Origin of the sequence: Halomonas sp. A11-A (assembly GCF_003182195.1) — a bacterium.
Taxonomy (GTDB): Bacteria; Pseudomonadota; Gammaproteobacteria; order Pseudomonadales; family Halomonadaceae; genus Halomonas; species Halomonas alkalicola.
This window is the reverse complement of sequence record NZ_QGTM01000011.1, coordinates 59,840-86,206: the sequence shown is the minus strand read 5'-3', so window position 1 is coordinate 86,206 and position 26,367 is coordinate 59,840. Positions and strand designations below refer to the sequence as shown.

The 26,367-nt window shown below is 67.6% G+C and carries 21 protein-coding genes and 1 pseudogene; 2 read left to right on the top strand and 20 right to left on the bottom strand.

What is annotated here, in order from left to right; genetic code table 11:
- The 10 genes from DER72_RS09535 to DER72_RS09490 all read right to left on the bottom strand — a co-directional run.
- Positions 1–538: RNA-guided endonuclease TnpB family protein (locus DER72_RS09535; RefSeq protein WP_258306261.1), on the bottom strand; the 538-nt coding region annotated here is incomplete at its 3' end.
- Between the two features lie 201 nt (positions 539–739).
- The gene (gene nqrM, locus DER72_RS09530) at positions 740–994 is read right to left on the bottom strand and encodes a (Na+)-NQR maturation NqrM (protein ID WP_110069755.1); all 255 of its coding nucleotides are present in this window, start codon (positions 992–994) and stop codon (positions 740–742) included.
- Positions 995–1,021: 27 nt separating this feature from the next.
- The gene (locus DER72_RS09525) at positions 1,022–1,741 is read right to left on the bottom strand and encodes an FAD:protein FMN transferase (RefSeq protein WP_181395643.1); all 720 of its coding nucleotides are present in this window, start codon (positions 1,739–1,741) and stop codon (positions 1,022–1,024) included.
- Between the two features lie 35 nt (positions 1,742–1,776).
- Complete coding sequence (gene nqrF / locus DER72_RS09520; protein WP_110069753.1) at positions 1,777–3,009, bottom strand: NADH:ubiquinone reductase (Na(+)-transporting) subunit F; 1,233 nt, start codon at positions 3,007–3,009, stop codon at positions 1,777–1,779.
- 72 nt (positions 3,010–3,081) lie between these two features.
- Entirely contained in the window at positions 3,082–3,699 is a 618-nt protein-coding gene (nqrE, locus tag DER72_RS09515; RefSeq protein WP_110069752.1) for an NADH:ubiquinone reductase (Na(+)-transporting) subunit E, read from the bottom strand.
- A 1-nt stretch (position 3,700) separates the two neighbouring features.
- Positions 3,701–4,369 carry an NADH:ubiquinone reductase (Na(+)-transporting) subunit D gene (locus DER72_RS09510; protein WP_110069751.1) on the bottom strand — a complete coding sequence of 223 codons (669 nt, stop codon included), beginning with the start codon at positions 4,367–4,369 and terminating at the stop codon, positions 3,701–3,703.
- Between the two features lie 2 nt (positions 4,370–4,371).
- Positions 4,372–5,187, bottom strand: coding sequence for a Na(+)-translocating NADH-quinone reductase subunit C (locus DER72_RS09505; protein ID WP_110069750.1), 816 nt, complete (start codon positions 5,185–5,187; stop codon positions 4,372–4,374).
- Positions 5,187–6,410, bottom strand: coding sequence for an NADH:ubiquinone reductase (Na(+)-transporting) subunit B (locus DER72_RS09500; protein ID WP_181395642.1), 1,224 nt, complete (start codon positions 6,408–6,410; stop codon positions 5,187–5,189). Before DER72_RS09500 ends, DER72_RS09505 begins: the two co-directional genes overlap by 1 nt.
- Before the next feature lie 2 nt (positions 6,411–6,412).
- Positions 6,413–7,762 (bottom strand): Na(+)-translocating NADH-quinone reductase subunit A, encoded by a 1,350-nt coding sequence (locus DER72_RS09495; protein WP_110069748.1) that lies wholly within the window; start codon positions 7,760–7,762, stop codon positions 6,413–6,415.
- 294 nt (positions 7,763–8,056) lie between these two features.
- Entirely contained in the window at positions 8,057–9,520 is a 1,464-nt protein-coding gene (locus DER72_RS09490; protein ID WP_110069747.1) for a glyceraldehyde-3-phosphate dehydrogenase, read from the bottom strand.
- 191 nt (positions 9,521–9,711) lie between these two features.
- Here DER72_RS09490 and mfd point away from each other — a divergent pair, with 191 nt between their 5' ends.
- Both mfd and DER72_RS09480 read left to right on the top strand, forming a co-directional pair.
- Positions 9,712–13,161: a transcription-repair coupling factor gene (mfd, locus tag DER72_RS09485; protein WP_110069746.1), complete on the top strand. Its 3,450-nt coding sequence runs from the start codon at positions 9,712–9,714 to the stop codon at positions 13,159–13,161.
- A gap of 208 nt (positions 13,162–13,369) precedes the next feature.
- Positions 13,370–14,395 (top strand): L,D-transpeptidase family protein, encoded by a 1,026-nt coding sequence (locus tag DER72_RS09480; RefSeq protein WP_110069745.1) that lies wholly within the window; start codon positions 13,370–13,372, stop codon positions 14,393–14,395.
- 105 nt (positions 14,396–14,500) lie between these two features.
- Here DER72_RS09480 and DER72_RS09475 read toward each other — a convergent pair whose 3' ends face one another.
- From DER72_RS09475 to DER72_RS09435, 10 genes and pseudogenes are all read right to left on the bottom strand, one after another.
- A complete protein-coding gene (locus tag DER72_RS09475; protein WP_110069744.1) occupies positions 14,501–14,764 on the bottom strand; it encodes an Lpp/OprI family alanine-zipper lipoprotein in 264 nt (87 codons plus the stop codon).
- A gap of 178 nt (positions 14,765–14,942) precedes the next feature.
- On the bottom strand, positions 14,943–15,557 hold the full coding sequence (locus DER72_RS09470) for a murein L,D-transpeptidase family protein (protein ID WP_110069743.1): 615 nt from the start codon (positions 15,555–15,557) through the stop codon (positions 14,943–14,945).
- A gap of 208 nt (positions 15,558–15,765) precedes the next feature.
- Positions 15,766–17,357 (bottom strand): annotated as a pseudogene (locus DER72_RS09465) (ABC-F family ATPase).
- 187 nt (positions 17,358–17,544) lie between these two features.
- Positions 17,545–17,976: a hypothetical protein gene (locus tag DER72_RS09460; RefSeq protein ID WP_110069742.1), complete on the bottom strand. Its 432-nt coding sequence runs from the start codon at positions 17,974–17,976 to the stop codon at positions 17,545–17,547.
- Between the two features lie 10 nt (positions 17,977–17,986).
- Positions 17,987–18,127 carry a hypothetical protein gene (locus tag DER72_RS16025; protein ID WP_181395641.1) on the bottom strand — a complete coding sequence of 47 codons (141 nt, stop codon included), beginning with the start codon at positions 18,125–18,127 and terminating at the stop codon, positions 17,987–17,989.
- A 145-nt stretch (positions 18,128–18,272) separates the two neighbouring features.
- Positions 18,273–19,418 carry an RNA-guided endonuclease TnpB family protein gene (locus DER72_RS09455; protein WP_110069741.1) on the bottom strand — a complete coding sequence of 382 codons (1,146 nt, stop codon included), beginning with the start codon at positions 19,416–19,418 and terminating at the stop codon, positions 18,273–18,275.
- A gap of 79 nt (positions 19,419–19,497) precedes the next feature.
- On the bottom strand, positions 19,498–19,674 hold the full coding sequence (locus DER72_RS16660; protein WP_110069740.1) for an NYN domain-containing protein: 177 nt from the start codon (positions 19,672–19,674) through the stop codon (positions 19,498–19,500).
- Between the two features lie 36 nt (positions 19,675–19,710).
- On the bottom strand, positions 19,711–22,899 hold the full coding sequence (locus DER72_RS09445; protein ID WP_110069739.1) for an efflux RND transporter permease subunit: 3,189 nt from the start codon (positions 22,897–22,899) through the stop codon (positions 19,711–19,713).
- A complete protein-coding gene (locus DER72_RS09440; protein WP_110069738.1) occupies positions 22,896–24,050 on the bottom strand; it encodes an efflux RND transporter periplasmic adaptor subunit in 1,155 nt (384 codons plus the stop codon). The genes DER72_RS09445 and DER72_RS09440 overlap by 4 nt, the downstream gene beginning before the upstream one ends.
- Positions 24,047–26,293 carry a TolC family protein gene (locus tag DER72_RS09435; RefSeq protein ID WP_110069737.1) on the bottom strand — a complete coding sequence of 749 codons (2,247 nt, stop codon included), beginning with the start codon at positions 26,291–26,293 and terminating at the stop codon, positions 24,047–24,049. The genes DER72_RS09440 and DER72_RS09435 overlap by 4 nt, the downstream gene beginning before the upstream one ends.
- Positions 26,294–26,367: the final 74 nt, after the last annotated feature.

Below are 26,367 nucleotides of genomic sequence, written 5' to 3'. Positions count from 1 at the left end.
CCAGGTAGCTGCCATCGGAGAGCGTGGCGAACCGCGCCACGCCCATGTCGATGCCCACAGCCCCGCCAATCGGCGCCGGCACCGCGACCTCACGCTCAGTCTGGATCGAGACGAACCATCGCCCCGCCGACTGGCTGACGGTGACGTTCTTGACCGCTCCCAGTACCTCGCGGCTCTTGCGGAAACGTAGCCAACCCAACTTGGGTAGGTAGAGCCGCCGATTGCCCTGGTCGAGCCGGATCTGCTTGGGATCGGGGTAGCGGAAGCTGTCACGCTGACCCTTCCTCTTGAAGCGCGGGAAGTCCGCCCGCTTGGCGAAGAAGTTGGCATAGGCGCGATCGAGATCCTTCAACGACTGCTGGAGCGGGTGGGTCGGCCCATCCTTGAGCCATGGCGTGTCGTCGCTGTTACGCCAGCCGGTAAGTTGCTTGCACAAGGCCGCATACCCCAACTTCTTCTCACCGGCTGCATACCGCTCCTTTTGCAACGCCAGCCCTCGGTTGAACACGTACCGTGCCATGCCGGCAAACTGGCGCATTTTCCGCACCTGCTCGCCGTTGGGCATCAGTTCGTATTTGAAGGCTTGGAGGCGTTGCATAGTGACCCGAAGCTGTATTTATATCCAGTAGTATAGGGCGCCTGAGGCGCCCGCGCTATCCTTCCTCGGCCTGAAGTGCCGAGGCTTGTCGCGCTTTTTGGTCAAGGCCGAGCCGAATGGGGGGGGCTGCCCCCCGTTGCCTCAGCGCCGGGTCGCGTCGTAGCCCAGGTCGGCGCCGCGGCTCTCGTCGCTGCGGCGGCGCACGCTGCCACGCTTGCGGTTCTCCTCCTCACACACCTCGTCCTTGCCGCCGCACACCTCGCAGCCCTCCTTGAGGCCGAGCTGGTTGAGGCCGCCGCAGGAGCCGGCGATGGGCTTGCGGCCGAGGATCACCCCCACGGCCATGGCGGCCATGATCAGCAGCATGAAGGCAAAGGCAATAATCCAGACGGTCATGACATTCTCCTTTCTCAACGCCCGGGCTCAGCGGTCGAGCAGCGGCTCGAGGGCAGATCCGGTATGGATTTCGATTCCCTGTGGGGTGAGGACCACAAGGCGCGCCGGGTGTTCCAGGGTGTCGTCCTGGGCGGCGGCGAGCAGCTCCCACGCCAGGCGATGGGCGGCCTCGGCGCTGGGCGCCACCGCGCTGACCGCGAGCACGCGACCCGCGGCCGAGGCCTCGATGGCGGCGGGCTCCGGCACGGCGCGGTGCACCAGGGCGGCATCCTGCAGGCGCAGGACGTGCGTCTCCGCCTCGCCGGCCCCGCTGCGCGGCAGACGCACACGCCAGGGATGACGCCCGGCCATGCCGCGGGCCCGCAGCACGCCGCCAAGCTCCACCATGGCATTGGCGATGCCGAACTCGTCGAGCACCCGGAACAGGCGATCCACGGCCAGGACCCGAAGCTGCTCGCGCAGCGTCTCGCCCACGGCGTCGGGCACCTGCGCACCGGGAAGCGGCGGTAACGATGGTGTCACAACCCCTTGTAGAAACGCCAACTCACTGTCGAGGCTGACCAGTTCACCCTGGATGGCGGCCTCGACCAGGGCGGACTCGCCCTCGCCCAGGTCGCCATTCAGCGTGATGTGATAGCCGGTGCCGAGGGCCACCCCCTCGAGCTGAAACCACTCCCCCTGCTGACGACAGCCCACCAGCAGAGCCAGTGGCATCAGCAGGGCGAATAGAATGAGGGCTGGCCGCATGGCCAGCCCCGGGTATCGCCTCGCGGCGAGGGAGATCATCCGCCGAAGTCGTCCAGCAGGATGTTCTCCTCCTCCACCCCGAGATCGAGCAGCATCTTGATCACCGAGGCGTTCATCATGGGCGGCCCGCACATGTAGTACTCGCAGTCCTCCGGTGCCGGATGGTCCTTGAGGTACATGTCGTAGAGGACGTTGTGGATGAAGCCGGTGGGGCCATCCCAGTTGTCCTCGGGCTGCGGGTCGGAGAGCGCCAGGTGCCACTCGAAGTTGTCGTACTCCTCCGCCAGCTTGTCGAACTCCTCGTTGTAGAAGGTCTCGCGCCAGGAGCGCGCGCCGTACCAGAACGAGATCTTGCGCTTGGTCTTGAGGCGCTTGAGCTGGTCGAAGATGTGGCTGCGCATCGGCGCCATGCCCGCACCGCCGCCGATGAAGACCATCTCGGCATCGGTGTCCTTGGCGAAGAACTCGCCGAAGGGCCCCATCACGGTGACCTTGTCACCCGGCTTCAGGCTGAAGACGTAGGTGGACATCACGCCCGGCGGATGGTTGGTGTTGGGCGGCGGCGTGGCGATACGGATGTTGAACTTGAGGATGCCCTTCTCTTCCGGGTAGTTCGCCATAGAGTAGGCGCGGATGACTTCCTCGTTGTTCTTGTGGCGGATCTTGAAGAGGTCGAACTTCTCCCAGTCGCTCCGGTACTCCTCCTCGATGTCGAAGTCGGAGAAGGAGATATCGTAGGGGGGGGCCACCAGCTGCACGTAGCCGCCGGCGCGGAAGTCGACGTTCTCACCCTCGGGGAGCCTGAGGTTGAGCTCCTTGATGAAGGTGGCGACGTTGGGGTTGGAGATGACCTCGCACTCCCACTTCTTGACGCCGAAGACCTCCTCGGGCACCTCGATCTTCATGTCCTGCTTCACCGGCACCTGGCAGGAGAGGCGCCACCCCTCCTTCTTCTCGCGCATGGTGAAGTGGGACTCCTCGGTGGGCAGGATGGCGCCGCCACCCTCTATCACGCGGCACTTGCACTGGGCGCAGGAGCCGCCGCCGCCGCAGGCGGAGGAGAGGAAGATGCCGTTGGCCGCCAGGGTGTTGAGCAGCTTGCCGCCGGCCTGGGTGGTCAGGGTATGCTCGGGGTCGCCGTTGACCTCGATGGTCACGTCCCCGGTGCTGACGAGCTTGCTGCGAGCGGCCAGGATCACCAGTACCAGGCCGATGACGACCACGGTGAACATGACCACGCCGAGCAAGATGACGGATGTATCAACCATGTCGGTTTCCTATTGCTTCACGTTGTCTGGACCCCGGCGGCACAGCCGGCCGCCGGGAGAGCACGACCTGCCTCAGAGCTGGATGCCGGAGAAGGACATGAAGCCCAGCGACATCAGACCCACGGTGATGAAGGTGATGCCCAGGCCCTGCAGGGCGCCGGGAACGTCGCTGTACTTCAGCTTCTCGCGGATACCGGCCAGGGCGGTGATGGCCAGCGCCCAGCCAACGCCGGAGCCGAGGCCATAGACCACGGACTCGCCAAAGTTGTAGTTACGCTCGACCATGAACAGCACGCCACCGAGGATGGCGCAGTTCACGGTGATCAGCGGCAGGAACACGCCCAGCGCGTTGTAGAGCGCGGGCACGTACTTGTCGAGGAACATCTCGAGGATCTGCACCAGCGCGGCGATGACGCCGATGTAGCTGAGCAGGCCCAGGAAGGAGAGGTCGATGTTCTCGGCGCCGCTGATGCCGGTCCAGGTCAGGGCCCCTTCCGCCAGCAGCAGGTTGAAGACCAGGTTGTTGACCGGCACGGCGATGGTCAGCACCACGATCACGGCGATACCGAGGCCGAAGGCCGCGGAGATCTTCTTGGACACCGCCAGGAAGGTACACATGCCCAGGAAGAACGCCAGGGCCAGGTTCTCGACGAAGACCGAGGCAACGAACAGGCTCAGATAGTGTTCCATGTTACACCGCCTCCTTCGGTTCGGTGTTGTGCTTCATCTTGAACTCGTTCTCCTCGATCTGCTCCGGGTTCACGGCACGCAGCACCCAGATGATCAGACCGATGATGAAGAACGCGGAGGGCGGCAGCAGCAGCAGGCCATTGGGGACGTACCAGCCACCGTTCTGCACGGTCTCGAGCACGGTGAAGCCGAACACGCTGCCGGAGCCGAACAGCTCACGGAAGAAGCCCACGGTCATCAGGATGAAGCCGTAACCAATGCCATTGCCGATGCCGTCGAGGAACGACAGCCCCGGACTGTTCTGCATGGCGAAGCCTTCCGCACGCCCCATGACGATGCAGTTGGTGATGATCAGGCCGACGAACACCGAGAGCTGCTTGGACATCTCGTAGGCGTACGCCTTGAGCACCTGATCCACCACGATCACCAGCGAGGCGATGATGGTCATCTGCACGATGATGCGGATGGACGAGGGAATATGGTGACGGATCAGCGACACGAACAGGTTCGAGAAGGCCGTCACGAAGATCACTGCAAGGGTCATGACCAGCGACACGCTCATGCTGGTCGTTACCGCCAGCGCGGAGCAGATGCCGAGCACCTGCAGCGCGATGGGGTTGTTCTTGAAGACCGGCGCCGTGAGGACGCTCTTGGTTGATGCATCCGCCATGATCAGGCTCCTTCCGCTTCGAGTTCGACGTCGGCGTCCTGGGCGTCTTCCTGATCGACGCCGCTGCGGAACTTGGCCAGGTAGTTGCCGAAGCCTTCCGGACCCAGCCAGAACTGCAGCATGTTGTTGACGCCATTGGCGGTCAGGGTGGCACCGGAGAGGCCGTCGACCTCGTGGTCACCGCTGCCGCTGCCCTTGGCCACGCGGATGGCAGGGGTCAGGTCGCCTTCGCTGTCGAAGACCTGCTTGCCTTTCCACTGAGCCTGCCAGCGCGGGTTGTTGACCTCGGCGCCGAGACCGGGGGTCTCGCTGTGCTCGAAGTAGGTGATGCCGACGATGGTGTTGCCGTCACCTTCCACCGAGAGGAAGCCGCGCATCAGACCCCACAGGCCCTGGCCACGGATGGGCAGGATGATCTGCTCGGGCTGGTCGGGATCGCCCACCAGGTAGACGGTGGCGAAGTTCTCGACGCGGCCCAGGCCGGCCGGATCGCGCTCGCCGGACAGGGTCCGCGACGCCGCCGGATCACGCCGCGCCTCGAAGCCATCGAAGGTCTCCGGGTCGTGCTGGTCGGAGTACTCGCCGGTGCGCAGGTCGACGACCCGCGGGGTGATCTCGCGGAAGGCCGCTTCCACGTCCATGCCGGGCTCATAGAGATTGGCGACGCGCAGGATATTGGTCTTGCGGTCCAGCTCCTGGTTGAGCTGCTGCATGGGACGCAGCGCCACCGCGGCGGTGGAGACGATGACCGAACACACGATGCAAAGTGCGAACGCCACCGTCAGGATCTTCTTGATGGAGTTGTTGCTCTGTGCCATCAGGCAGTCTCCTCGGCCGGTGCACCGGTACGCAGCTTGCGGCGCTTGATGTTGGCCTGAACAAAGAAGTGATCGATGAGCGGCGCAAACAGGTTGGCGAACAGGATCGCCAGCATGATCCCCTCGGGGAACGCCGGGTTCACCACGCGGATCAGCACGGTCATCACACCGATCAGCACGCCGAACAGCAGGCGGCCCTGGTTGGTCATGGAGGCGGACACCGGGTCGGTGGCCATGAACACCATGCCGAAGGCGAAGCCGCCCACCACCAGGTGCCAGTACCAGGGCATGGCGAACATCGGGTTGGTGTCGGAGCCGATCAGGTTGAACAGCGCACTGGTCGCCACCATGCCGAGGAAGACCCCGAGCATGATTCGCCAGGAGGCGATCTTCGTCCACAGCAGCACCGCCGCGCCGATCAGGATCGCCAGGGTCGACACCTCACCCACGGAGCCGGGCATGAAGCCGAGGAAGGCGTCCCACCAGCTGTAGGTGCTGGTCAGGGCGGCCATGCCATCCTGGAAGGCGATGGAGAGCGCGGTCGCCCCGGTGAAGCCGTCGGCCGCCACCCATACCGCATCCCCGGAGATCTGCGCCGGGTAGGCGAAGTAGAGGAAGGCACGGCCGGTCAGCGCCGGGTTGAGGAAGTTCTTGCCGGTACCGCCGAAGATCTCCTTGCCGATCACCACGCCGAAGGTGATGCCGAGCGCCACCTGCCACAGCGGAATGGTGGCCGGCAGGATCAGGGCATAGAGCACGGAGGTGACGAAGAAGCCCTCGTTGACCTCGTGGCCGCGCTTGACCGCGAACAGCACCTCCCAGAAACCACCGACGGCGAAGGTCACCAGGTAGATCGGCAGGAAGTAGGTCGCGCCGAGCACGAAGTTGGCCCACAGGCTGTCCGGGTTGTGGCCGGAGGCCAGCACCATCATGATCGCCTCGCGCCAGCCGCCCATGGAGGCGTAGCCGTCGGCGATGGCCAGGTTGGCCTGCCAGCCCGCCGCCCACATGCCGAAGAACATCGCCGGGAAGGTGCACAGCCACACCGTGATCATGATGCGCTTCAGGTCGACGCCGTCACGCACGTGGGCGGTGGTCTTGGTCACGCTGGGGGGGGAGTAGAAGATGGTGTCCACCGCCTCGTAGAGGGGGTAGAACTTCTCGTACTTGCCACCCTTGTGGAAGTGCGGCTCGAGATTATCGAGTGTCTGTCGAATCGACATGATCAGGCCTCTTTCTCGATCAGGGTGAGGTTATCACGCAGGATGGGACCGTATTCGTACTTGCCCGGGCACACGTAGGTGCAAAGGGCGAGGTCCTCTTCATCCAGCTCCAGACACCCGAGCTGCATGGCAGTCTCGATGTCGCCGACGATCAGCGAGCGCAGCAGCTGCGTGGGCAGGATATCCAGCGGCATCACCTCCTCGTAGACGCCCACCGGCACCATGGCCCGCTCGGAGCCATTGGTGGAGGTGGTCGGCGCGTAATCCTTGAGGCCGGTGAACTTGGACAGGTAGATGCCCAGCACCGAGTGGCGGTTGACACCCGGCGACAACCAGCCCATGAAGACGCGCTTGTTGCCTTCCTCGAGCAAGCTGAACTGGTTATGGAAGCGGCCCAGGTAGCGCAGGCGGCCCTCGCAGGCGAAGCCAGAGAAGACCGAACCGGAGATCACGCGAGTATCATCCGGCTCGACCACCTCGCCGGCCAGCAGCTCCTCGGTGCTGGCCCCGATGCGGGTACGCAGCAGGCGCGGCTTCTCGGCGCGCGGGCCGCCCACACCAACGATGCGGCTGACATCCAGCTTGCCCTCGGCGAACAGCTTGCCGAACGCGATCACGTCCTGGTAGCCGATGTGCCACACGCGCTTGTGCAGGCCCACGGGCGAGAGGTAGTGGATATGGGTGCCGACGAGACCGGCCGGGTGCGGGCCACCGAACTCCTCGACCTGGACACCCTTGACGTCGCCACCGGGAATCCGGGCGCCCGGCGCCGTGCACAGGTAGACCTTGCCGTCGGTCAGGCGAGCCAGCACCTTGAGGCCATCCTCGAACGCCTGGGGCTGCTCATTGATGATCTTGGCGGGATCGGGGCACAGCGGGTGGGTATCGACGGCGGTGACGAAGATGTCGGACGGCTTGCTGTCGATGGCGGGGGTGCGCGAGTAGGGACGGGTGCGCAGCGCGGTCCACAGGCCAGACTCGACCAGCTGGTCGACCACCGCCTGACGCTCCAGGCCTTCCAGGCCATCACGCCCGTGGGCCTTGAATTCGACGGCCTCCTCGGTCTCATCGACCTTGATCACCACCGAGAGCAGGCGACGCTTCTCGCCCCGGTTGATGGCGATCACCTCGCCGCCAGCCGGCGCGGTGAAGCGCACACCATCAATCTTCTTGTCGGTAAAGAGAAGTTGGCCCAGCTTTACCTTGTCTCCCTCCCGGACCTCCATGGTCGGCTTCATGCCGACGTAGTCGGTGCCCAGGACCGCCACGTGACGCACCGGGCGCGCATCCTCGATGCGCTGCTCGGGCGCCCCCGCGATGGGGAGATCCAGGCCTTTCTTGACTTCGATCATAGTCTCGCCCAGTTGATGGATCGGATATACGAAGGAAAGGGGTTCGAATGGATTCGAATTCTTGTCGTGTCAGTACGTTACCAGTCGGGCCCGAGCCAGGCTCGGACCACCCCGAAAAATCCCCGGTATTATAAAGACAAGGCCGGGCGTTGACCACCTGAGCGAAGGTCGCAAGGCGTGACCCGAGGCAAGGGAAAAAATGCCGCAGCCTGGCAGGCCGCCACCCCCACCAGAAACAGACCCCCCCGCCGGAGCGTCTCCGGCGGGGGGGGTCGGTCGAGCGGTGGACTCGCCTCAGGCGCCGGCGCGCGGCAGCTTGAGGAAGTGCACGTTGGACATGTACTGCAGGATGCGCACCACCTGGCAGCTGTAGCCGAACTCGTTGTCGTACCAGACGTAGAGCACGACATTCTTGCCATTGGCGATGGTCGCCTTGGCGTCGACGATGCCGGCGTGACGGTTGCCGACGAAGTCGGTGGAGACCACCTCGGGGGAGTCGACGTAGTCGATCTGCTTCTGGAACGGGGAGTCCAGGGACATGCGACGCAGGAAGTCGTTCAGCGCCTCGGCGTCGGTCTCCTTCTCCAGGCGCAGGTTGAGGATCGCCATGGAGACGTTCGGGGTCGGCACGCGGATGGCGTTGCCGGTCAGCTTGCCGGCCAACTCCGGCAGCGCCTTGGCCACCGCCTTGGCAGCGCCGGTCTCGGTCAGCACCATGTTGAGCGGTGCGCTGCGGCCGCGACGGTCGCCCTTGTGGTAGTTATCGATCAGGTTCTGGTCGTTGGTGTAGGCGTGCACCGTCTCGACGTGGCCATGCTCGACGCCGAACTCGTCGTTGAGCACCTTGAGCACCGGCACGATAGCGTTGGTGGTGCACGACGCCGCGGAGATGATGCGGTCATCAGCGCTCAGGTCATCGTGGTTGATGCCGTAGACGATGTTCTTGATATCGCCCTTGCCCGGCGCGGTGAGCAGCGCCTTGGAGGCGCCCTTGCACGCCAGGTGCTGACCGAGGCCAGCCTCGTCGCGCCAGATGCCGGTGTTATCGACCACTACGGCGTTATCGATGCCGTAGGCGGTGTAGTCGACCTCCTGGGGCGAATCGGCGTAGATCACCTGGATGACGTTGCCGTTGGCGGTGATGGTGCGCGCCTCGGTGTCGACGCTGATGGTGCCGTCGAAGGGGCCGTGGACGGAGTCGCGGCGCAAGAGGCTGGCGCGCTTCTCGAGATCCTTGGCGATGTCGCCGCGACCGCGCACGACGATGGCGCGCAGGCGCAGCAGGTTGCCGCCACCGGCCTTCTCCACCAGCACCCGAGCCAGGATGCGACCGATGCGGCCGAAGCCGTAGAGCACGACATCCTTGGGCTCGCCGTTGTTGCCGGCGGGGTCGTGCTTGTCGACGATCTCGGCCAGCTCCTTGCGCAGGAAGGCCACGGCATCGCCGCCGCCCTGCTTCTTGAAGGCCACGCCCAGCTTGCCGACATCGACGTGGGCCGGGCCCAGGTTGAGCTCGCCCATGGCCTGGACCAGCGGGAAGGTGTCGCCTACGGAGAGCTCGGTACCCTCGACCTTACGCACGAAGCGGTGGTCCTTCAGGATGCGAATCACGCTGCGGTTGAAGAGCGACCGCCCGTAAAGGGTGGTGACCACGTTGTTGTGACGGTAGAGCCTACCGATCATCGGGATCATCTGCTCGGCAAGCGCCTGGTTGTCGTGCCATTCCTGAAAGACGGTATCGGAGGGTTGCTGACTCACGTGCGGCCTCACTGTGGAGTTAAAGGGTCGCCGCCATTATCCGGAGCCCGCTCCCGGGGTCAATCGCAGGATGGTCGCAGCCCCTGTAGCGGCATTACAGGAAGGCCCCGCTCGACTACAAACCGGCGGCCGGCCGGGATCTGCTATCATGCGCCTTTTCCAAGCCCGTCCATCAGCCGACCGACGTGACCATGCCCAACTTCTCGCCGCTGGACCCGCCGCGCCCTGAGGGTGTGCGCGACACCCTCTACTGGCAGGCCCCCCAGGGCAGCGCCGCCGCCCTGGCCCTGGCGCGCCTGGCCGAGGATGCCCCGCTGTTGGTGATCACCACCGACACGGCCCAGGCGCTACGCCTGGAGAACGAACTGGCCTTCTACAGCCGGGTGCCGGTACTGCCCTTCCCCGACTGGGAGACGCTGCCCTACGACAGCTTCTCGCCCCACCAGGACATCGTCTCGGCGCGGCTGCGCACCCTGCGTCGGCTGCAGGACGGCGAGCACGGCATCGTGCTGGTGCCGATCAATACGCTGATGCAGCGGCTGCCGCCGGTTGAGTACATTGCCGGGCGGGTGCTCACCCTGGAGGTGGGCCAGCGACTCGACCGCGAGCGCTTCCGGGAAGCGCTCTCCCGGGCCGGCTACCGGGCGGTGGAGACCGTCTTTGAACCCGGCGAGTACGCCCTGCGCGGCGCCATCATCGACCTCTTCCCCATGGGCACCGAGGCGCCGCTGCGCATCGATCTGTTCGATGATGAGATCGACACCCTGCGCCGCTTCGACCCGGACACCCAGCGCAGCCAGGACAAGGCCGAGCGGGTCGACCTGCTGCCGGCCCACGAATACTCGCTGTCGCGCTCCGCCATCGCCTGCTTCCGCGAGGGGTTCGAGACGCTGTTCGACGTCGATCCGCGCCAGTGTCCGCTCTACGTCGACGCCCTCAAAGGCATCCCCTCCCCGGGCCTCGAGCAGTACCTGCCGCTCTTCTTCGAACAGACCGCGACGCTCTTCGAGCACCTGGCCGAGGGTACCCGGGTCGCCCTGCTGCCGGGTGTGCACGCCGCCGCCGAGCGCCACTGGGCGGCCATCGAGAGCCGCTTCGAGAACCTCGGGGTCGACCCCACTCGTCCCCTGCTCCCCCCCCACCGCGCCTTCGTCCCGGTGGCCGAGGTGTTCGGCGCCATCAAGCGCCACCCTCGGGTGGCGCTCACCGAGGAGGCCGACCATCGCCACGCCCTGGTCCCGGCCAGCCAGGCCCCGCCCGAAGTGGGCATCAACGCCCGGGCCCGGGAGCCCCTGGCGGCGCTGTCGAGCTTCCTGGCCCAGCACGCCAGCAGCCGCGTGCTCTTCGTGGCGGAGTCCCGCGGGCGGCGTGAGGCGCTGGAGGAGGCCCTGGCACCGCTGCACCTCGCCCTGCCCCACGTCGACGACTTTGCCGACTTCCTCGCCGGCGAGGCGGCCATGGCGATCACCGAGGGCCAGCTCGAGGCGGGCCTGTGGCTCACTGAGCCCGATCTCGCGGTGATCAGCGAATCCGAGCTCTATGGCGAGGTGGTCCGCCAGAGCCGGCGCCGCGAGAAGGCCACCGACGCCGACGAGCTGGCCATTCGCCACCTCTCGGAGCTGCGCCCCGGCGCGCCGGTGGTGCACCAGTCCCACGGCGTGGGACGCTACAAGGGGCTCGAGACCCTGGAAGCCGGCGGCCAGGCCGCGGAGTTCGTGACCCTGGAGTACGCCGAGGGGGCGCGGCTCTACGTGCCGGTGGGGAGCCTGCACCTGATATCGCGCTATGCCGGCGCCGACGACGAGTTGGCCCCGCTGCATCGCCTCGGCTCCGACCAGTGGGAGAAGGCCAGGAAGAAGGCCGCCGAGAAGATCCGCGACACCGCCGCCGAGCTGCTCGACATCTACGCCCGCCGCGAGGCCCGGGAGGGCTTCGCCTGCGCTGCCCCCGACACCGAGTACGCCCGCTTCGCCGCCGCCTTCCCCTTCGAGGAGACCCCGGACCAGCGCGCCGCCATCGCCGCGGTGATCGACGACATGACCGCCCCACGCCCCATGGACCGCGTGGTGTGCGGCGACGTCGGCTTCGGCAAGACCGAGGTGGCCATGCGCGCCGCCTTCCTGGCGGTCCACTCCGGCCGCCAGGTGGTGGTGCTGGTACCCACCACCCTGCTCGCCCGCCAGCACTTCGAGAACTTCCGCGACCGCTTCGCCGATACCGCGGTCAACATCGAGCTGGTGTCGCGCTTCACCGCCGGCAAGGGGCAGTCGGCCTCCCTCAAGCGCATCGAGGAGGGCCAGGCGGACATCGTCATCGGCACCCACAAGCTGCTCTCGAAGTCCATGAAGCTGCCGAAGATGGGGCTTTTGATCATCGACGAGGAGCACCGCTTCGGGGTGGCCCAGAAGGAGCGCCTCAAGAGCCTGCGCGCCGAGGTGGACATCCTCACCATGACCGCCACGCCCATCCCGCGCACCCTGAACATGGCGATGAGCGGCATCCGCGACCTCTCCATCATCGCCACCCCGCCGGCGCGGAGGCTGTCGGTGAAGACCTTCGTGCAGCGCCGCGAGGAGCCGCTCATCAAGGAGGCGATCCTGCGCGAGATACTGCGCGGCGGGCAGGTCTACTTCCTGCACAACGAGGTCAAGACCATCGAGACCGCCGCCGAGAGGCTGCGGGAGCTGGTGCCCGAGGCGCGGGTCGGGGTGGCCCACGGCCAGCTGCCGGAGCGCGCCCTGGAACGGGTGATGTCGGACTTCTACCACAAGCGCTTCAACGTGCTGGTCTGCTCCACCATCATCGAGACCGGCATCGACGTGCCCAGCGCCAACACCATCCTGATCGAGCGGGCCGACAAGTTCGGCCTGGCCCAGCTGCATCAGCTGCGCGGCCGCGTCGGGCGCAGCCACCACCAGGCCTATGCCTACCTGCTCACGCCGCCGCCCAAGGCGATGACCAAAGACGCCATCAAGCGCCTCGAGGCGATCGGCGCCGCCGAGGACCTTGGCGCCGGCTTCACCCTGGCCAGCCACGACATGGAAATCCGCGGCGCCGGCGAGCTGCTCGGTGAGGAGCAGAGCGGGCAGATGGAGGCGATCGGCTACGGCCTCTACATGCAGATGCTCGACCGCGCCGTGGCCGCCATCCGCGCCGGCAAGACGCCCAACATCGAATCCCCGCTGGATGAAGGGGTCGAGGTCAGCCTCAACCTGCCGGCGCTGATCCCCGACGACTACCTGCACGATGTTCAGCAGCGCCTGGTGATGTACAAGCGCATCAGCAGCGCCACCGACGAGGCCGCGCTCAAGGAGCTGCAGGTGGAGATGATCGACCGCTTCGGCCTGCTGCCGGCGCCGGTCAAGACCCTGCTGCGCCAGACCCGGCTGCGCCAGCGCGCCGAGAGACTGGGCATCGTCAAGCTGGAGGCGGGCCCCGAGCGGGGCCGGGTGATCTTCGGCCCCCATACCGCGGTCGATCCGCTGACCCTGGTGGAGCTGATCCAGCGGGAACCGCAGCGCTACCGCCTCGATGGCGCCGACACCCTGCGCTTCGAGGCGGCCATGGAGCAGGAGGAGGCCCGCTTCCAGGCGGTGGAGCAGCTGCTCGAGACCCTCAACCGCAAGGTCGAGGTGGCCTGAACGCCGCCTCCCAAGCGGCCTCCAAAGCGGCCTCCAAAAGAGTGGCGAACCGCCGCGGCTCAGGGCAATCTATACTGTCGGCAAGGCATCTCATTGCGACCGATAACCGATGGCACCGGGCAGGGAGCGCCCGGCGCCCGTAAAGCGCCCGTAAAAACGGCTGGCCTCGACCCCAGGGTCGGCGCCTCACACGAGAAGAACGACGTTGATGAACACCACGACACTGGCAAGGCGTACCGCCCGCTGCGCCATCACCCTGGGCCTCTCCGCCCTGCTCGCCACCGGCGCCCTGGCCGAGGAGCGCGAGTGGCCGCGAGGCCATTTCCCGCTGCCGGAGGCCGGCAACGTGATCGGTGAGAACTATACGGTCACCGTGCAGGAGGGGGACACCCTGGTCGATCTGGCTCGCACCCACAACGTGGGCTACGAGGCCATCCGCATGGCCAACCCCGACGTCAGCATCTGGGCCCCCTTCGCAGGCACCGAGGTGACGATTCCCAACCAGCACATCCTGCCCGATGCCGAGCGCGAGGGCATCGTCATCAACCTCTCCGAGATGCGGCTCTACTACTACTCCGCCCCGGGGATCGTGGAGACCTACCCGATCAGCGTCGGCCGCGACGGCTTCTCCACCCCGGTGGGCGTGACCCGCACCACCGTCAAGGTGAAGGATCCCCACTGGTCGCCACCCCGCTCCATGCGCGAGGAAGCCGCCGCCCGCGGCGAGCCGCCGCCCGCCGTGGTGCCACCCGGCCCGGACAACCCGCTGGGCCGCCATGCCATCCTGCTGGGCATCCCCAGCTACCTGATCCATGGCACCAACCGTCCCGATGGCGTCGGCATGCGGGCCAGCCGCGGCTGCATCCGCATGTTCCCGGAGGACATCGAGTCGCTCTACGAGCGCGTGCCCAGTGGCACCCGGGTCAACATCATCGACCAGCCCTTCAAGGCCGGCTGGGCGCCGGACGGCACCCTCTACGCCCAGTCATTCCCGCCGCTTGAGGAGAACGAGGCCAGCTTCGAGCCCCTGCTCAACGCCATCGAGACCGTGGCCAGGGCCTTCGGCGACGAGCAGCCGCCGGTGGACTACGCTCGCCTGCGCGAGCTGGTCGAGCAGCCCGACGGCCTGATCGTGTCGCTGCTGCACACCGCGGACGAGGCCCCCACCCCCGCCGCCCCCCCGCTTGAGGTCGATGGCCTCTTCGGCGGCGAGCTCGAGCTCGGCGCGCGGTAATCGCCCGGGACAACCACCCCACCACGAGAAGACCCCGCCGAGGCGGGGTCTTCTCTTGTTGCAGAACCACCGCTGCCCGAGGGCAGCGCCGGCACTCCGGCAGAATTACTTCTGCATGGAGCGCTGGAACATGCGGTTCATTTCGTCGCGGTTCTGCTCGGACATCTGCAGGGCCGCCTGAGCGTCGCGCTGCGCCTGGTTGGCGGTGTTCTGGGCCTGGGTAGCGATGCTGCGAGCTTCGGCAGCGTCGGCCTGTGCGGATTCAGCGGTCTGGCGAACTTCTTCCAGGGCGCTGGTGGAGGCACAGCCAGCCAGAATGGCCAGGGAGGCAGCGGCGGCGGTCAGCTTCAGGGTGGTCTTCAGAGTCATGGTGTTCTCCTTGAGTCTTCCTTGGGTACTGCGTTGGTGATTGCCTGAGATCAGGCTTCCTGCACAAGCAGGCCATCTTGCAGCGACTTGTGCTACTTAGCACAGGAGTCAAACGCTGTTTTATTATAGACAACGGCGCTTGTCCATAGCTTTGATCTTCCCTTACGCAAGTAACAGCCTAGCGGATCACGACGCGGGTGCCAATGCCGATCAGCGAGGCGAGCCGTTCGATCTGCTCATCGGTCACCGCCACACACCCCTGGGTCCAGTGAAACTGCTGGTGAACGTCGGGGTCGCCCTTGCCGATGCCGTGGATGCCGATGAAGCCGCCGAGCGCCGTCTGCTGGGGTGGATAGCCGTGCTGCCGGTAGTAGTCGAAGTAGTGGTCGTAGTCCTGCTGGGTGAAGACCCCCTGCTCCAGCGCCATGCGCGCATGGGTCGGCGTGGGGTAGTCCAGCCCGATGAAGATGTGCCAGTCGCTCTCGTGGTTGAAGCGATTGACCCGGAACTCGCCCAGGGGGGTGACGTTGCTGCCGCGACGGCGCGCCGCGCTGGCACCGCTGCGGCCTAGCGAGATCGGGGCGTAGCGCTCCAGCTGGCGGTTGCCGCGGTAGACGGTCAGGGTCGCCTCACGGTCGTCCACCAGCACCCAGACCTCGTCGTCATGGCGAGGCACATGGGCACGGGAGAGCACGGTCTCGATCAGATTGGCGGAGGCCCCCTGGGTGCCGAGCAGCGCCACGGGCGCGCCCAGGGCCAGCAGGGTGAAGCGGCGACGGGATAGCGGATTCATCGGTAGGACGCTCGAGCCGGAACGGTGAAAGAAACTCTAGGAGTTATAGCGCACCCTCTCCCCTGCTGTCAGGTCCCGACCCTCAACGCGGCCGGCGCCGATCCAGGGCATGGCCACCCTTGCGGCGACACCGCCCCGCGGCCGGCAACACCCTCACCCGAGTCCAGCGTCGGCGAGGGGGCCAAGGCAGCCCTCAACGCCCCATGCCTCAGCCGAAGAGGCCCTGGCTTCTCAGGTAGTCGTCGTAGCTGCCGCTGAAGTCGGTGATGCCCTCCTCGCCCATGTCGAGGATGCGGGTGGCCAGGGAGGAGACGAACTCCCGGTCGTGGCTGACGAAGATCAGGGTGCCTGAGTAGTGCGCAAGGGCCAGGTTGAGCGCCTCGATGGACTCCATGTCCAGGTGGTTGGTGGGCTCGTCCATCAGCAGCACATTGGGGCGGGTCAGGGTCAGCTTGCCGAACAGCATGCGCCCCTGCTCGCCGCCGGAGATCACCTTGACCGACTTGCCGATGTCGTCGCTTCCGAAGAGCATGCGCCCCAACGCCCCGCGGATCACCTGCTCGCCGCCATCGGTCCACTGGGCCATCCACTCGAAGAGGGTGGCGTCATGGGCGAAGTCGTCGGCGTGATCCTGGGCGAAATGACCGAGCTCGGCGCTATCGGTCCACTTCACGCTGCCGGAGAGCGGTGACAGCTCCCCGGCCAGGGTCCTGAGCAGGGTGGTCTTGCCGATGCCGTTGGGACCGATGATGGCGATGCGCTCGCCGGCCTCGACGGTCATGCCGAAGCGCTCGAACAGCGGCGCCTCGCCGGGGTAGCCCTGGGTGACCCCCTCCACATTGACCGCGTTGCGGTGGATCTTGCGCGCCTGCTCGAAGCGGATAAAGGGCTGACCCGGCTCGACGGCTTGATCTCCTCGAGCTTGATCTTGTCGATCTGGCGCGCCCGGGAGGTGGCCTGCTTGGCCTTGGAGGCGTTGGCCGAGAAGCGACTGACGAACTGCTGCAGCTCGGCGATCTGCGCCTTCTTCTTGGCGTTGTCGGCGTGCTGGCGCTCGCGGGCGGCGGTGGCCGCGGTCATGTAGTCGTCGTAGTTGCCCGGGAACAGCTTGATCTCGCCGTAGTCCAGGTCCGCCATATGGGTGCAGACGCTGTTCAGGAAGTGGCGGTCGTGGGAAATGATGATCATGGTGCTGTTGCGCGCGGTCAGCACCCCTTCCAGCCAGCGGATGGTGTTGATGTCCAGGTGGTTGGTGGGCTCGTCGAGGAGCAGCACGTCGGGGTCGGCGAACAGCGCCTGGGCCAGCAGCACGCGCAGCTTCCAGCCCGGCGCCACCTCGCTCATGGGACCGCTGTGCTGCTCGAGCGGGATGCCGAGCCCCAGCAGCAGCTCCCCGGCGCGAGCCTCGGCGGTATAGCCGTCGAGCTCGGCGAAGCGCACCTCCAGGTCGGCCACCGCCATGCCATCTTCCTCGCTCATCTCGGGCAGCGCATAGATGCGCTCCCGCTCGGCGGCTACCTGGGCGAGCTCGGCGTTGCCCATGATCACGGTGTCGATGACCCGCTCGTTCTCGTAGGCGAACTGATCCTGGCGCAGCTTGCCGAGCCGAGCGCCGGATTCGACCATCACCTGGCCCGAGGAGGGCTCCAGGTCGCCACCGAGGATCTTCATGAAGGTGGACTTGCCGCAGCCGTTGGCGCCGATCAGGCCGTAGCGGTGGCCGTTGCCGAACTTGATGGAGACGTTCTCGAACAGGGGCTTGGCCCCGAACTGCATGGTGATGTTGGCGGTGGAGATCAAGGAGAGGGTCCGGTCGGTGCATGGAAGGGGCGCGATTGTACCGGTTCTGGCCGCCCTTCACACCGCCCGCTGAGCCAGGAAGACTATCGACCGCGACACCAAGCTGAGGCTGTTGTGACGGGTGGGAGCCCAGCTCCCACCAGAAAGCCCCAGAGGCAATAAGCCTCCGGGGCGCTGCCTCTCCTCCTCAGTCCTGACGCTCCACGTTGAAGATGCTCTGCAGCTTGTGCTTCTTGCCGTAGATATGCACCGTGGTGTCGTCGAAGGGGAAGCGGTCCAGGTAGGGGCTGTCCGAGTTGAAGCGCGGCTTGTGGGCGTTGATCATCGCCGCGGCCAGGCGCTCGCGGTTGGCGTGGCCGCACAGCCCCACCGCGTACCAGACCTCCTCGTCCGGCTGCGGGAAGGCGAGCCACTTGTCGCGATGGCCGTCATGCTGCAGGCCATGGCGGGCGCTTCTGTGCTCACCCACGTAGAGCAGCTCCTGAACGTCCATCTCCTCGGTCTCGGGGTCCTTCGCCGCCCGGAACACGCAGTAGATGCCGGATTCGTCCGGGACCTCCCGGAGGGTTGCCTCGGTCCAGTAGCCCAGCATCTTGGGGGAAAGCAGTTGTTCGCTCATGGTGGCCTCCTCAGTAGTCCTCGAGCCGCTGGATATCCCGGGCGATGCGCCGCACCTCGGCCTCGTGGCCGGCCGCCAGGGCCTCGAAGAAGGCCTTCTCGTCGCTGCCGCCGGCCCAGTCGACCAGCTCCTTCACCTGATGAAATCGCATGGCGCATCCTCCTCCTTGTTGTCGTCGCGACCGCTGTGCCGGCCTGCTCCTGTCCTCATCCTAGCCAAGGGCGGAGCGGCGTGCTTGACGTGTATCAACGTAAGGCGTTGACTGCTCCCCTCCCTGAAGGGAGGGGATTCCCAATTCACCGAGAACTGGACACGGAGACTTGCTCCATGCCGCTTACATTCTCTCCAGGGGCTAACACCGCCAGCCCGGCGGCTTTAATGTTGACCGCGGCGTTGATGTCGCGGTCGTGTTTCACTGTGCATTCCGGGCATTCCCACTCTCGCACCTTCAGGGGTAGCGAGTCCACGACGTGGCCGCAGCCGGAGCAGCGCTTGCTGGAGGGATACCACTGGTCGATAGCAACCAGTGAGCGCTCGGCCCACTCTGCCTTGTACGCCAGTTGGCGCACGAATTCGCCCCAACCGGCATCGCTGATCGACTTGGCCAGGGTAGGGTTGCGCAGCATGTTCTTCACCTTGAGGGACTCGACGCAGATCACTTGGTTCTCGTTAATCAATCTGCGGGACAATTTGTGCAAATTGTCCTGTCGGCAATCGGAGATTTTGGCGTGAATTTTCGCCACCTTCTGGCGGGCCTTGGCACGGTTCGCGGAGCCGAGCTTCTTCTTACTCAGTCGACGCTGTGCCCTGGCCAGTCTGGCGGCGTATCTCGCGGTATGGCGGGGATTGCCGATTCGATGTCCGTCGCTGGTGACGAACAGGTCTTTCAGGCCGAGGTCGATACCCACCATTTTCGGGGTGACGGGCAGCGTCTCGGGATCAAACTCACACAGGCAGCTCACAAAGTAGCGGCCTGCCGAGTCCTTGGACACGGTGACGGTGCTGGGTTCGCCGGGCAGTTCACGGCTCCAGCGAATGTCCAGCGGGGTTTTGCTCTTGGCCAGATACAGCTTGCCGTCCCGGTATTTGAAGGCCGAGCGGGTGAACTCCGCCGACTGGCGGTGTCGCTTGCTCTTGAAGGTCGGGTACTTGGCGCGGCCCTCGAAAAAGTTCTTGAACGCGGTCTGCTGGTGGCGAAGACACTGCTGAAGCGGGACCGAACTGACCTCATTGAGAAACCCCGTGTCCTCGGCTTTCTTCATTCTCGACAGCTCAGCGTTCGCCGCTACATAGCCAATCTTTTCTCGGCGCTCGTAGAACGCATCGGTTCGGTAGCGAAGTACCGCGTTATAGACGAAACGCACACAGCCGAACGTCCTGGTCAGGAGCTGCTCCTGTTCAGGCGTAGGGTAGAGGCGGTATTTGTAGGCGCGCTTCGTCATACCTCACATAACACACCGAAAACTGTAAGATAGCAACCACCTAACTACCTGAGAAGGAGGCAGCGAGAACAGGGTCGTCCTACGGACGACGCGCTATCCCTCCCCGCACTAGAAGTACGGGGTATCTCGCGCAAAATCTGATGAAGGGCGCCACCCCGACGACGGTCACCCAGATACCGAACCGCTGGCGCAGCCGGTCTATCAGGAGGTCGAAATCGCCGTCCCCGGAAACCAGCACCAGGTGGTCGACAGACACGCTCCATGGGGCTGGCCTCGATGGGGAAAGAGACCCTCAGCCTGACACAGTCGACGCCTCGCCGTCGCGGCGGCGCTCGAAGGGCACCCGCATCAGCAGCGAATAGAGCACCGGCACCACGCAGAGCGTGATCAGCGCCGCGGCCAGCAGGCCGAAGATGATGGTGATCGCCATGGGCGCCCAAAGCAGGCCCCCACCCAGCCACAGCGGCAGCAGGCCACCGCTGGTGGTCAGGGTCGACATCAGCACCGGGCGCAGTCGCCGCCGCCCCGCCTCGAGGATCGCCTCCTGGGGCGAGAGCTTGGCGCGCTCCAGGTCGATGCGATCGATCAGCACGATGGCGTTGTTGATAACGATGCCGGCCAGCGACACCACCCCGAGGAAGGTCATGATCCCGAAGTGGGAGCCGGTGATGGTCAGGCCGAAGATCACCCCGATCAGCGACAATGGGATGGTGGCCAGGATGATCAGCGGCCGGCGCAGGGAGTTGAACTGCACCACCAGCAGCAGCAGGATCGCCATGGCACCGATCGGCAGCTTCTCGGCGATGGAGTCGGTGGCGATGCGCGACGATTCCACCTCGCCGCCGAACTCGTAGAAGACCCCGCTCGGCCACTCGGCCTGGCGCTCCTCGAGCCAGGGGCGCAGCTCGGCCGCCACCCCGGCGGCGGTGACCCCGGGGGCCAGCTCCGCCTCCACCGAGATGGTGCGGAAACGGTCCCGGCGCAGGATGCGCGCCGGTCCCCAGTCGAGCTCGACCTCGGCCACCTGGGCCAGGGGCACCCCTACCCCGCCGCCGACGGGCAGCACGGTAACGCCCTCCAGGTCATCCGGGGTGCGCGCCTCGCCCCGCTCGTTGCGCAGCTGGATCGGCACCAGGGTGTCGCCGTCGCGAAAGGTGCCGACGGTCATCCCGGAGAGCGCCGTCTGCAGGCTCAGCGCCACGTCGCGCTCGGTGACGCCGGCACGCAGCGCCCGGGCCGGATCGACCTCGACGCGCAGCCGCTTGATCCACTCGCCCCAGTCATCGCGCACGTTGCGCGTACCCGACGCCTCGACCACCCGCTGGCGCACCTCCTCGGCGATACGCCTGAGGGTCGCCTCATCGTCGCCGGAGATCCGTACCGAAAGCGGCACCGTCACCGGCGGACCGAAGCTGGTGGCGGCCACGGTGGCCTGCAGATCGGGGAAGCGCTCGGCGAGCCAGCCATCGAGGCGCTCGATCACCCCGTCCACCGCCTGCCAGCGATTGGTCTGCAGCAGCAGGAAGGCGTACTCGGGGCTCGGCGGCTCCGGGGCGTGATTGATGATGTAGCGCTCGCCGCCGAAGCCGATGAAGCTGCCCCAGCGCTCCACCCCGTCACGTATCCACTCGCCCGCCTCGTCGCGCTCGGCGGCGAGCTCCTCGGCCAGGAAGGTCTCGATCTCCTCCACCACCGCCCGGGTGCGCTCGATCGGCGCCGAGAAGGGCAGGCGCAGCTCGGCGGTGACGATGGTGCGCTCCGCCTGGGGAAAGAATATCTTGGGCAGCGGCCCGAAGCCGAGCCAGGCCAGCCCCAGCAGGCCGGCCACCGCAGCCAGGGTCAGGGCGCGGTGGTGCAGCAGGGCCAGCAGCAGCCGACGGTAGCCGGCATAGACCCGCTCGGCGATGCGCGCCAAGAGCGGCGGTCGCGCCCGGTCCGCCGGATCGCTCTCCTCGTCGCGCGCCTCTCCCCCCGCCTGCCCCCGGGGCGAGGCGTCATCGTCCTTCGGCCTGACCTTGATAAAGGCCACGCAGAGCAGCGGGATCATGGTCAGCGAGAGCAGCCAGGAGGAGAGCAGCGTGATGGTGACCACCTGGAACAGCGAGCGGGTGTACTCCCCCACGTCCGAGACCGCCAGGAACTGGGGCAGAAAGGCCGCCGCCGTGGTCAGCGAGGCGGTGAGCAGCGGAAAACGCAGCTGGCGGGCGGAGTCCAGCGCCGCCTGGCGCACGCTCTTGCCCTCCCGGGTGGAGACCTGGATCGACTCCACCATGACGATGGCGTTGTCCACCAGCATGCCCAGCGCGATGATCAGCGCTCCCAGCGAGACCTGGTCGAGGCCGATGTCGAAGAGCCCCATGAAGGCGAGGCAGGCGAGTATCGCCGAGGGCACCAGGCTCGCCACGATCAGCCCGGTGCGCAGCCCCAGGAAGAGCAGCATCACCACGCAGACCAGCGCCACCGCCTGCAGCAGGTTGATCAGGAACTCGTTGATGCGCTCCTCGACCCGGTCGGGCTGGTTGGCCAGCACCTCGAACTCGAGGCCCACCGGCAGGTCGCGCTCGAGGCGCTCGATGGCGCCCTGGACCTGCTCGCCCAGGTCGAGGATATTGCCCCCCTCGCGCATGGCGATGGCAATCGCCAGCCCCTGCACGCCGCCTGCGTGATAGCGGCTCATGGGCGGATCGGCGTAACCGTGGCGCACCTCCATCAGCGAGCCCAGGGGCACCAGGGTGCCGTCGGGCAGCGGCAGCAGCGCCCGGCGGATGTCGTCGATATGCGTGAAGTTGCCGGTGGGCTCGAGGATCAGCCGCTCGTCGCCACTGCGGATCGCCCCACCGGGCAGCACGATGTTGCGCGCGGCCAAGAGCTGGGCGAGCCCTTGGGGGGAGACGCCGAGCTCGGCCAGGCGCGCCTCGCTGTACTCCAGGAAGATGCGCTCCTCGGCATAGCCGTGGATGTTCACCTTGGCCACGTCGTCGAGCATCAGCAGCCGGTCGCGGACGTCGTCGGCGACCTCCTTGAGCTCCGCCTGCTCGTACCCCTCGCCGGTGAGCGAGAGCATGATGCCGAAGACATCGCCGAACTCGTCGTTGATGATGGGCGCCTGGGCCTCGTCGGGCAGCCTGCCCCGGGCGTCGCCCACCTTGCGGCGCAGCTTGTCCCAGCCGGCCTGGACGTCCCGGACGTCGGGACGCAGCTCCACCCGGATGATGGAGACCCCGGCCCGGGAGGTGCTCTCGACGAAGTCGAGCTCCGGCATTTCCATGATGGCGGTCTCCAGCGGGTCGGTGACCAGCTGCTCGACCCGCTCCGGGGTGGCCCCAGGCAGGTAGGTGACCACCTGAGCTACCCGCACCGTCACCGCCGGATCCTCTGCCCGGGAGATGGAGAGGTAGCTGATCACCGCTCCCAGCAGCACCACCAGCAGTCCCGCGATGGTCACCCGGTTGTAGCGCAGCGCCGCCTCGGTCAGGGTCACGGCGAGGCCTCCGCGGCGCCACGCTCATCGAGCAGGCGCACCCGCATACCGTCGTGAAGCCGGCTCATCCCCGCCACGATCAGGTGCTGGCCCGGCTCGAGCCCTGCCAGCACCTCGAGGCGCTCGCCGTGGCGACCGCCCAGGGTCACGGTAAGGCGCACCACCGTCGCCTCGCGGTCCCCGGTGGCATCGCTGCCATCGCGGCTCCCGCTCTCCTCTTCTCTGTCATCCCCAGGCTCGGCCACGTAGACAAAGTGGCCGTCGATGTCCTGCTGCACCGCCACCATGGGCACCCAGATGCCGCTGCCGGGGCCGCCCAGGGGCAGCGTCAGCTCCGCCGCCATGCCCGGCTGGAGCCTCGCGCGCTGCTCCTCCGTCAGGCCCGGGAGCGCCACCCGCACCGGCCAGGTGGCCTGGCGCGGGTCCACCGGCAAGCCGATCTCGGCCACCTCGCCGGCCAGGGTGAGGTCGGCGAGCGGCAGGCGCACCCGCAGCGGCGCCCCGATGACCAGCTCGCCGAGCAGGTCCTCCGAGAGGGCCGCGCGCACCTCCAGGTCGTCGCCGCAGGCGAGCACCAGCACCGGCTGGCCGGCACCGACGTTCTCGCCAGCCTCCGCCAGGCGGCTCGCCACCCGGCAGGCGTCGGGCGCTGCGAGGCGCGTGAAGCCGAGCTGTCGCTCGGCCAGGGCCAGGGCGTCCCGGGCGCCGTCACGCTGGGCCAGGGCGGCGTCGCGCTGGGCCCGGGCGGCGTCGAGGTCTCGGGCCGGGGCGCTGCCCGCCTCATAGAGGCGCCGGGCGCGCTGCCATTCGGCTTCGGCATTGGCCGCCGCCGCCTCGGCACCGGCCAGGGCCGAACGGGCGCGGTCACGCTGCAGGCGCAGGTCGTCGGCCTCGAGCCGGGCCAGGGGCTGGCCGGCCGTCACCCGCTCCCCCACCGCCACCTCCAGGGCCTCGAGCTGGCCCGACACCCGGAAGCTCATCCGGCGGTTGGCGGCCGCCTCCAGGCGCGCCGGCAGCTCGCGCTCGCCGGTCGCCCCATCAGCCTCGAGGACCAGGGTGCGCACCGGGCGCAGCGGCGCCTCCTCCACCGGCTCCTCGGCGCAGCCGGCCAGCAGTACCAGTCCCGCCAGCAGGATTCCCCGCATGCTCATCGCCCCTCTCCTGTCGTGTGCCCTTCCCCCAGCGCGCCGCCGGCACCCGCCAGCAGCCGATCTCGAGCCTCGGCCGCCATGGGGCCCGGGGTGATCCCCAGGGCGCGCTGCAGGTGCACCAGCGCCTGCAGCGCCTGCCAGCGTCCCTCGGCGGCGGCGAGGCCCGCCTGGCGTGCGCTGGTACGGGCATCGAGCAGCGCCACCTGGGAGAGCGCCCCTTCGCGCCAGGCCTCCTCGGCCAGGGCCAGGGCCTCCTCGGCGTGCTCGCGTGCCTCGTCACGCAGGGCGATGCGCCGCCAGGCGGCGGCGAGCTCGACGCTGGCCGCGCGCAGCCGGGCCTCGAGTCCCAGGCGCGCCTCGGCGTCCTCGAGGGCCACCTGCTCCAGGCGCGCCGCACTGCGGTCACGCTCGATGCTGCGCCGCCCCCCGGCATAGAGCGGCAGCCGCGCCGAGACCCCGACGCTCCACTGGTCGCGACCGGTATCGGGCAGCCCCACGCCCGCCCCCTCGAGGGCCCCGACGCCGGCCTGAACGACCGGGTTCGACGACTCCCAGGGGGCCCGCTCGCCCTCACCGGCCCGGGAGAGTTCGCTGGTATAGCGCGCCTCGAGACCCACCTCGGGCAGCCAGAAGGCCCGGCGGCGCGAAGTCAGCTCCCGGTGTGCCGCCTGGCGCAGCTCGCCGATCGCCTCGAGCTCGGCAGAGTCGCGCAGCGCCGCGGTCACCAGCCGCCCCTGCCAGTCGGCGAGGCTCACCGGGGAATCGAGGACCGCCAGGAACTGGTCATCACCGCCCAGCCATTCGGGGCCATCCAGCTCCGGTTCGACCGGCGCGAGTGGGGCGGCCGGGGCCCGACCCAGCCGGCGATTGAGGGCGATCGCCAGCCGCTCGCGGTCCGCCACCGCCTGTTCCAGGCGCTCCCGGGCCTGGGTGAGCTCCGCCTCGAAGCGGGCCACCTCGCCGCGCCCTACGGCGCCGGCGGTCTCGCCGCGCACCGCCTGGTCACGCTGGGCACGGGCCAGCTCCAGGTCGGCCTCGAGCACCTTGCGGCTGGCGTCGAGGCGCAGCAGGTCGAGAAACTCCCGTGATACCGCCAGCGCCAGGTCGAGGCTCTCCACCTCGAGCTCGGCGCGCCGGGCGCGGTCGAGGCTGCCGGCGACGGCGATAGCGGCCAGGGCCGGTTCGGAGAAGAGCAGCTGCTCCAGCACCGCTCCGCCGCTGACCAGGCGCTCCGGCTCCTGGCCCAGGGCGGCTCGAGCGCGGGTCTCGTCAATCATCCGCCCGGTGGCCTCCAGGTAGAGGCTGGGACGGTAGCGGGAAGCGGCCAGGTCACGGTCGAAGGCCTCCACCTCGACGCCCTGACGGGCAGCGGCCAGGGCCGGGCTCGCGGAAAGTGCCAGGGCCACCGCCTGGGAAAGTGCCAGGGGTGCTACCTCCGGGGCGGCGGCCTCGCCCACCAGGCGCGCCTCGCCGAGCAGCGAAAAGCTCGGCGACCAGTCGAGCCGGGCGGCGGTCTCGAGGTTGAGCCAGGGGCGGCCCAGGCCGGGACGGGCGCCCAGGGGTTCGGGGGGACGACCGGCGGCAACGTCATCCAGGCGCAGCGCCAGCCGGCGGCGCCAGGCGTCAGGATCCAGGGCGCCGGGGGAGGAGAGCAGCGCACCGCGCTCGACCTGACGGGCATCGGTCAGCGCCACGCTCGGCACCCCTGCCTCGGCCAGCCGGTCGAAGAGCCGGCGCTGGGCGTCTCCGTCGAGGCCGGGCAGCGCCAGCACCAGGGCGCCATCGGCGCCCTGCAGGTCGGCCGCGGAGGGATAGCGTGAGGGGGCCACGGCCAGGGGCACCAGCGCGATGCCCCGAAGGCGAGCCTGGCCGGCCAGGGCCTCGCCGGCAGCATCCAGCGCCTCGGCAGGGCCGAGCAACAGCACCCGGGCGGCGCCGTCTAGGGGCTCGAGTGCCAGGAGGTCAGTGGTGGTGAGAAACTCGGGGGATTCCAGGACCTCCAACCCCGGCAGGCGAACGCCGGTGCCAGGTGCCGCCGCGGCCAGTTCGGGCGTGTGCCGCCCGGCGGAGAGGCGTTCGAGCTCCTGGCGCAGCGCGGGCAGGTCGCCCTCGCCGCCGGGCAGCAGCCGGGGGTCGAGGGTCAGGTCGGCCGCCGCTGCGGAGGCCACCGCCAGCGGCAGGGCCAGCAGCGGTGCGGCGAGGTACCGGAGAATGAACAGACGCGTCCTTGCGATGGCGTTCATGGGAGCTTGGCCGGTAGGTGGGCGATGGCACCGAGTATAAACGACTGTTTGAAAGTTACCAGGCGCCGCACCGA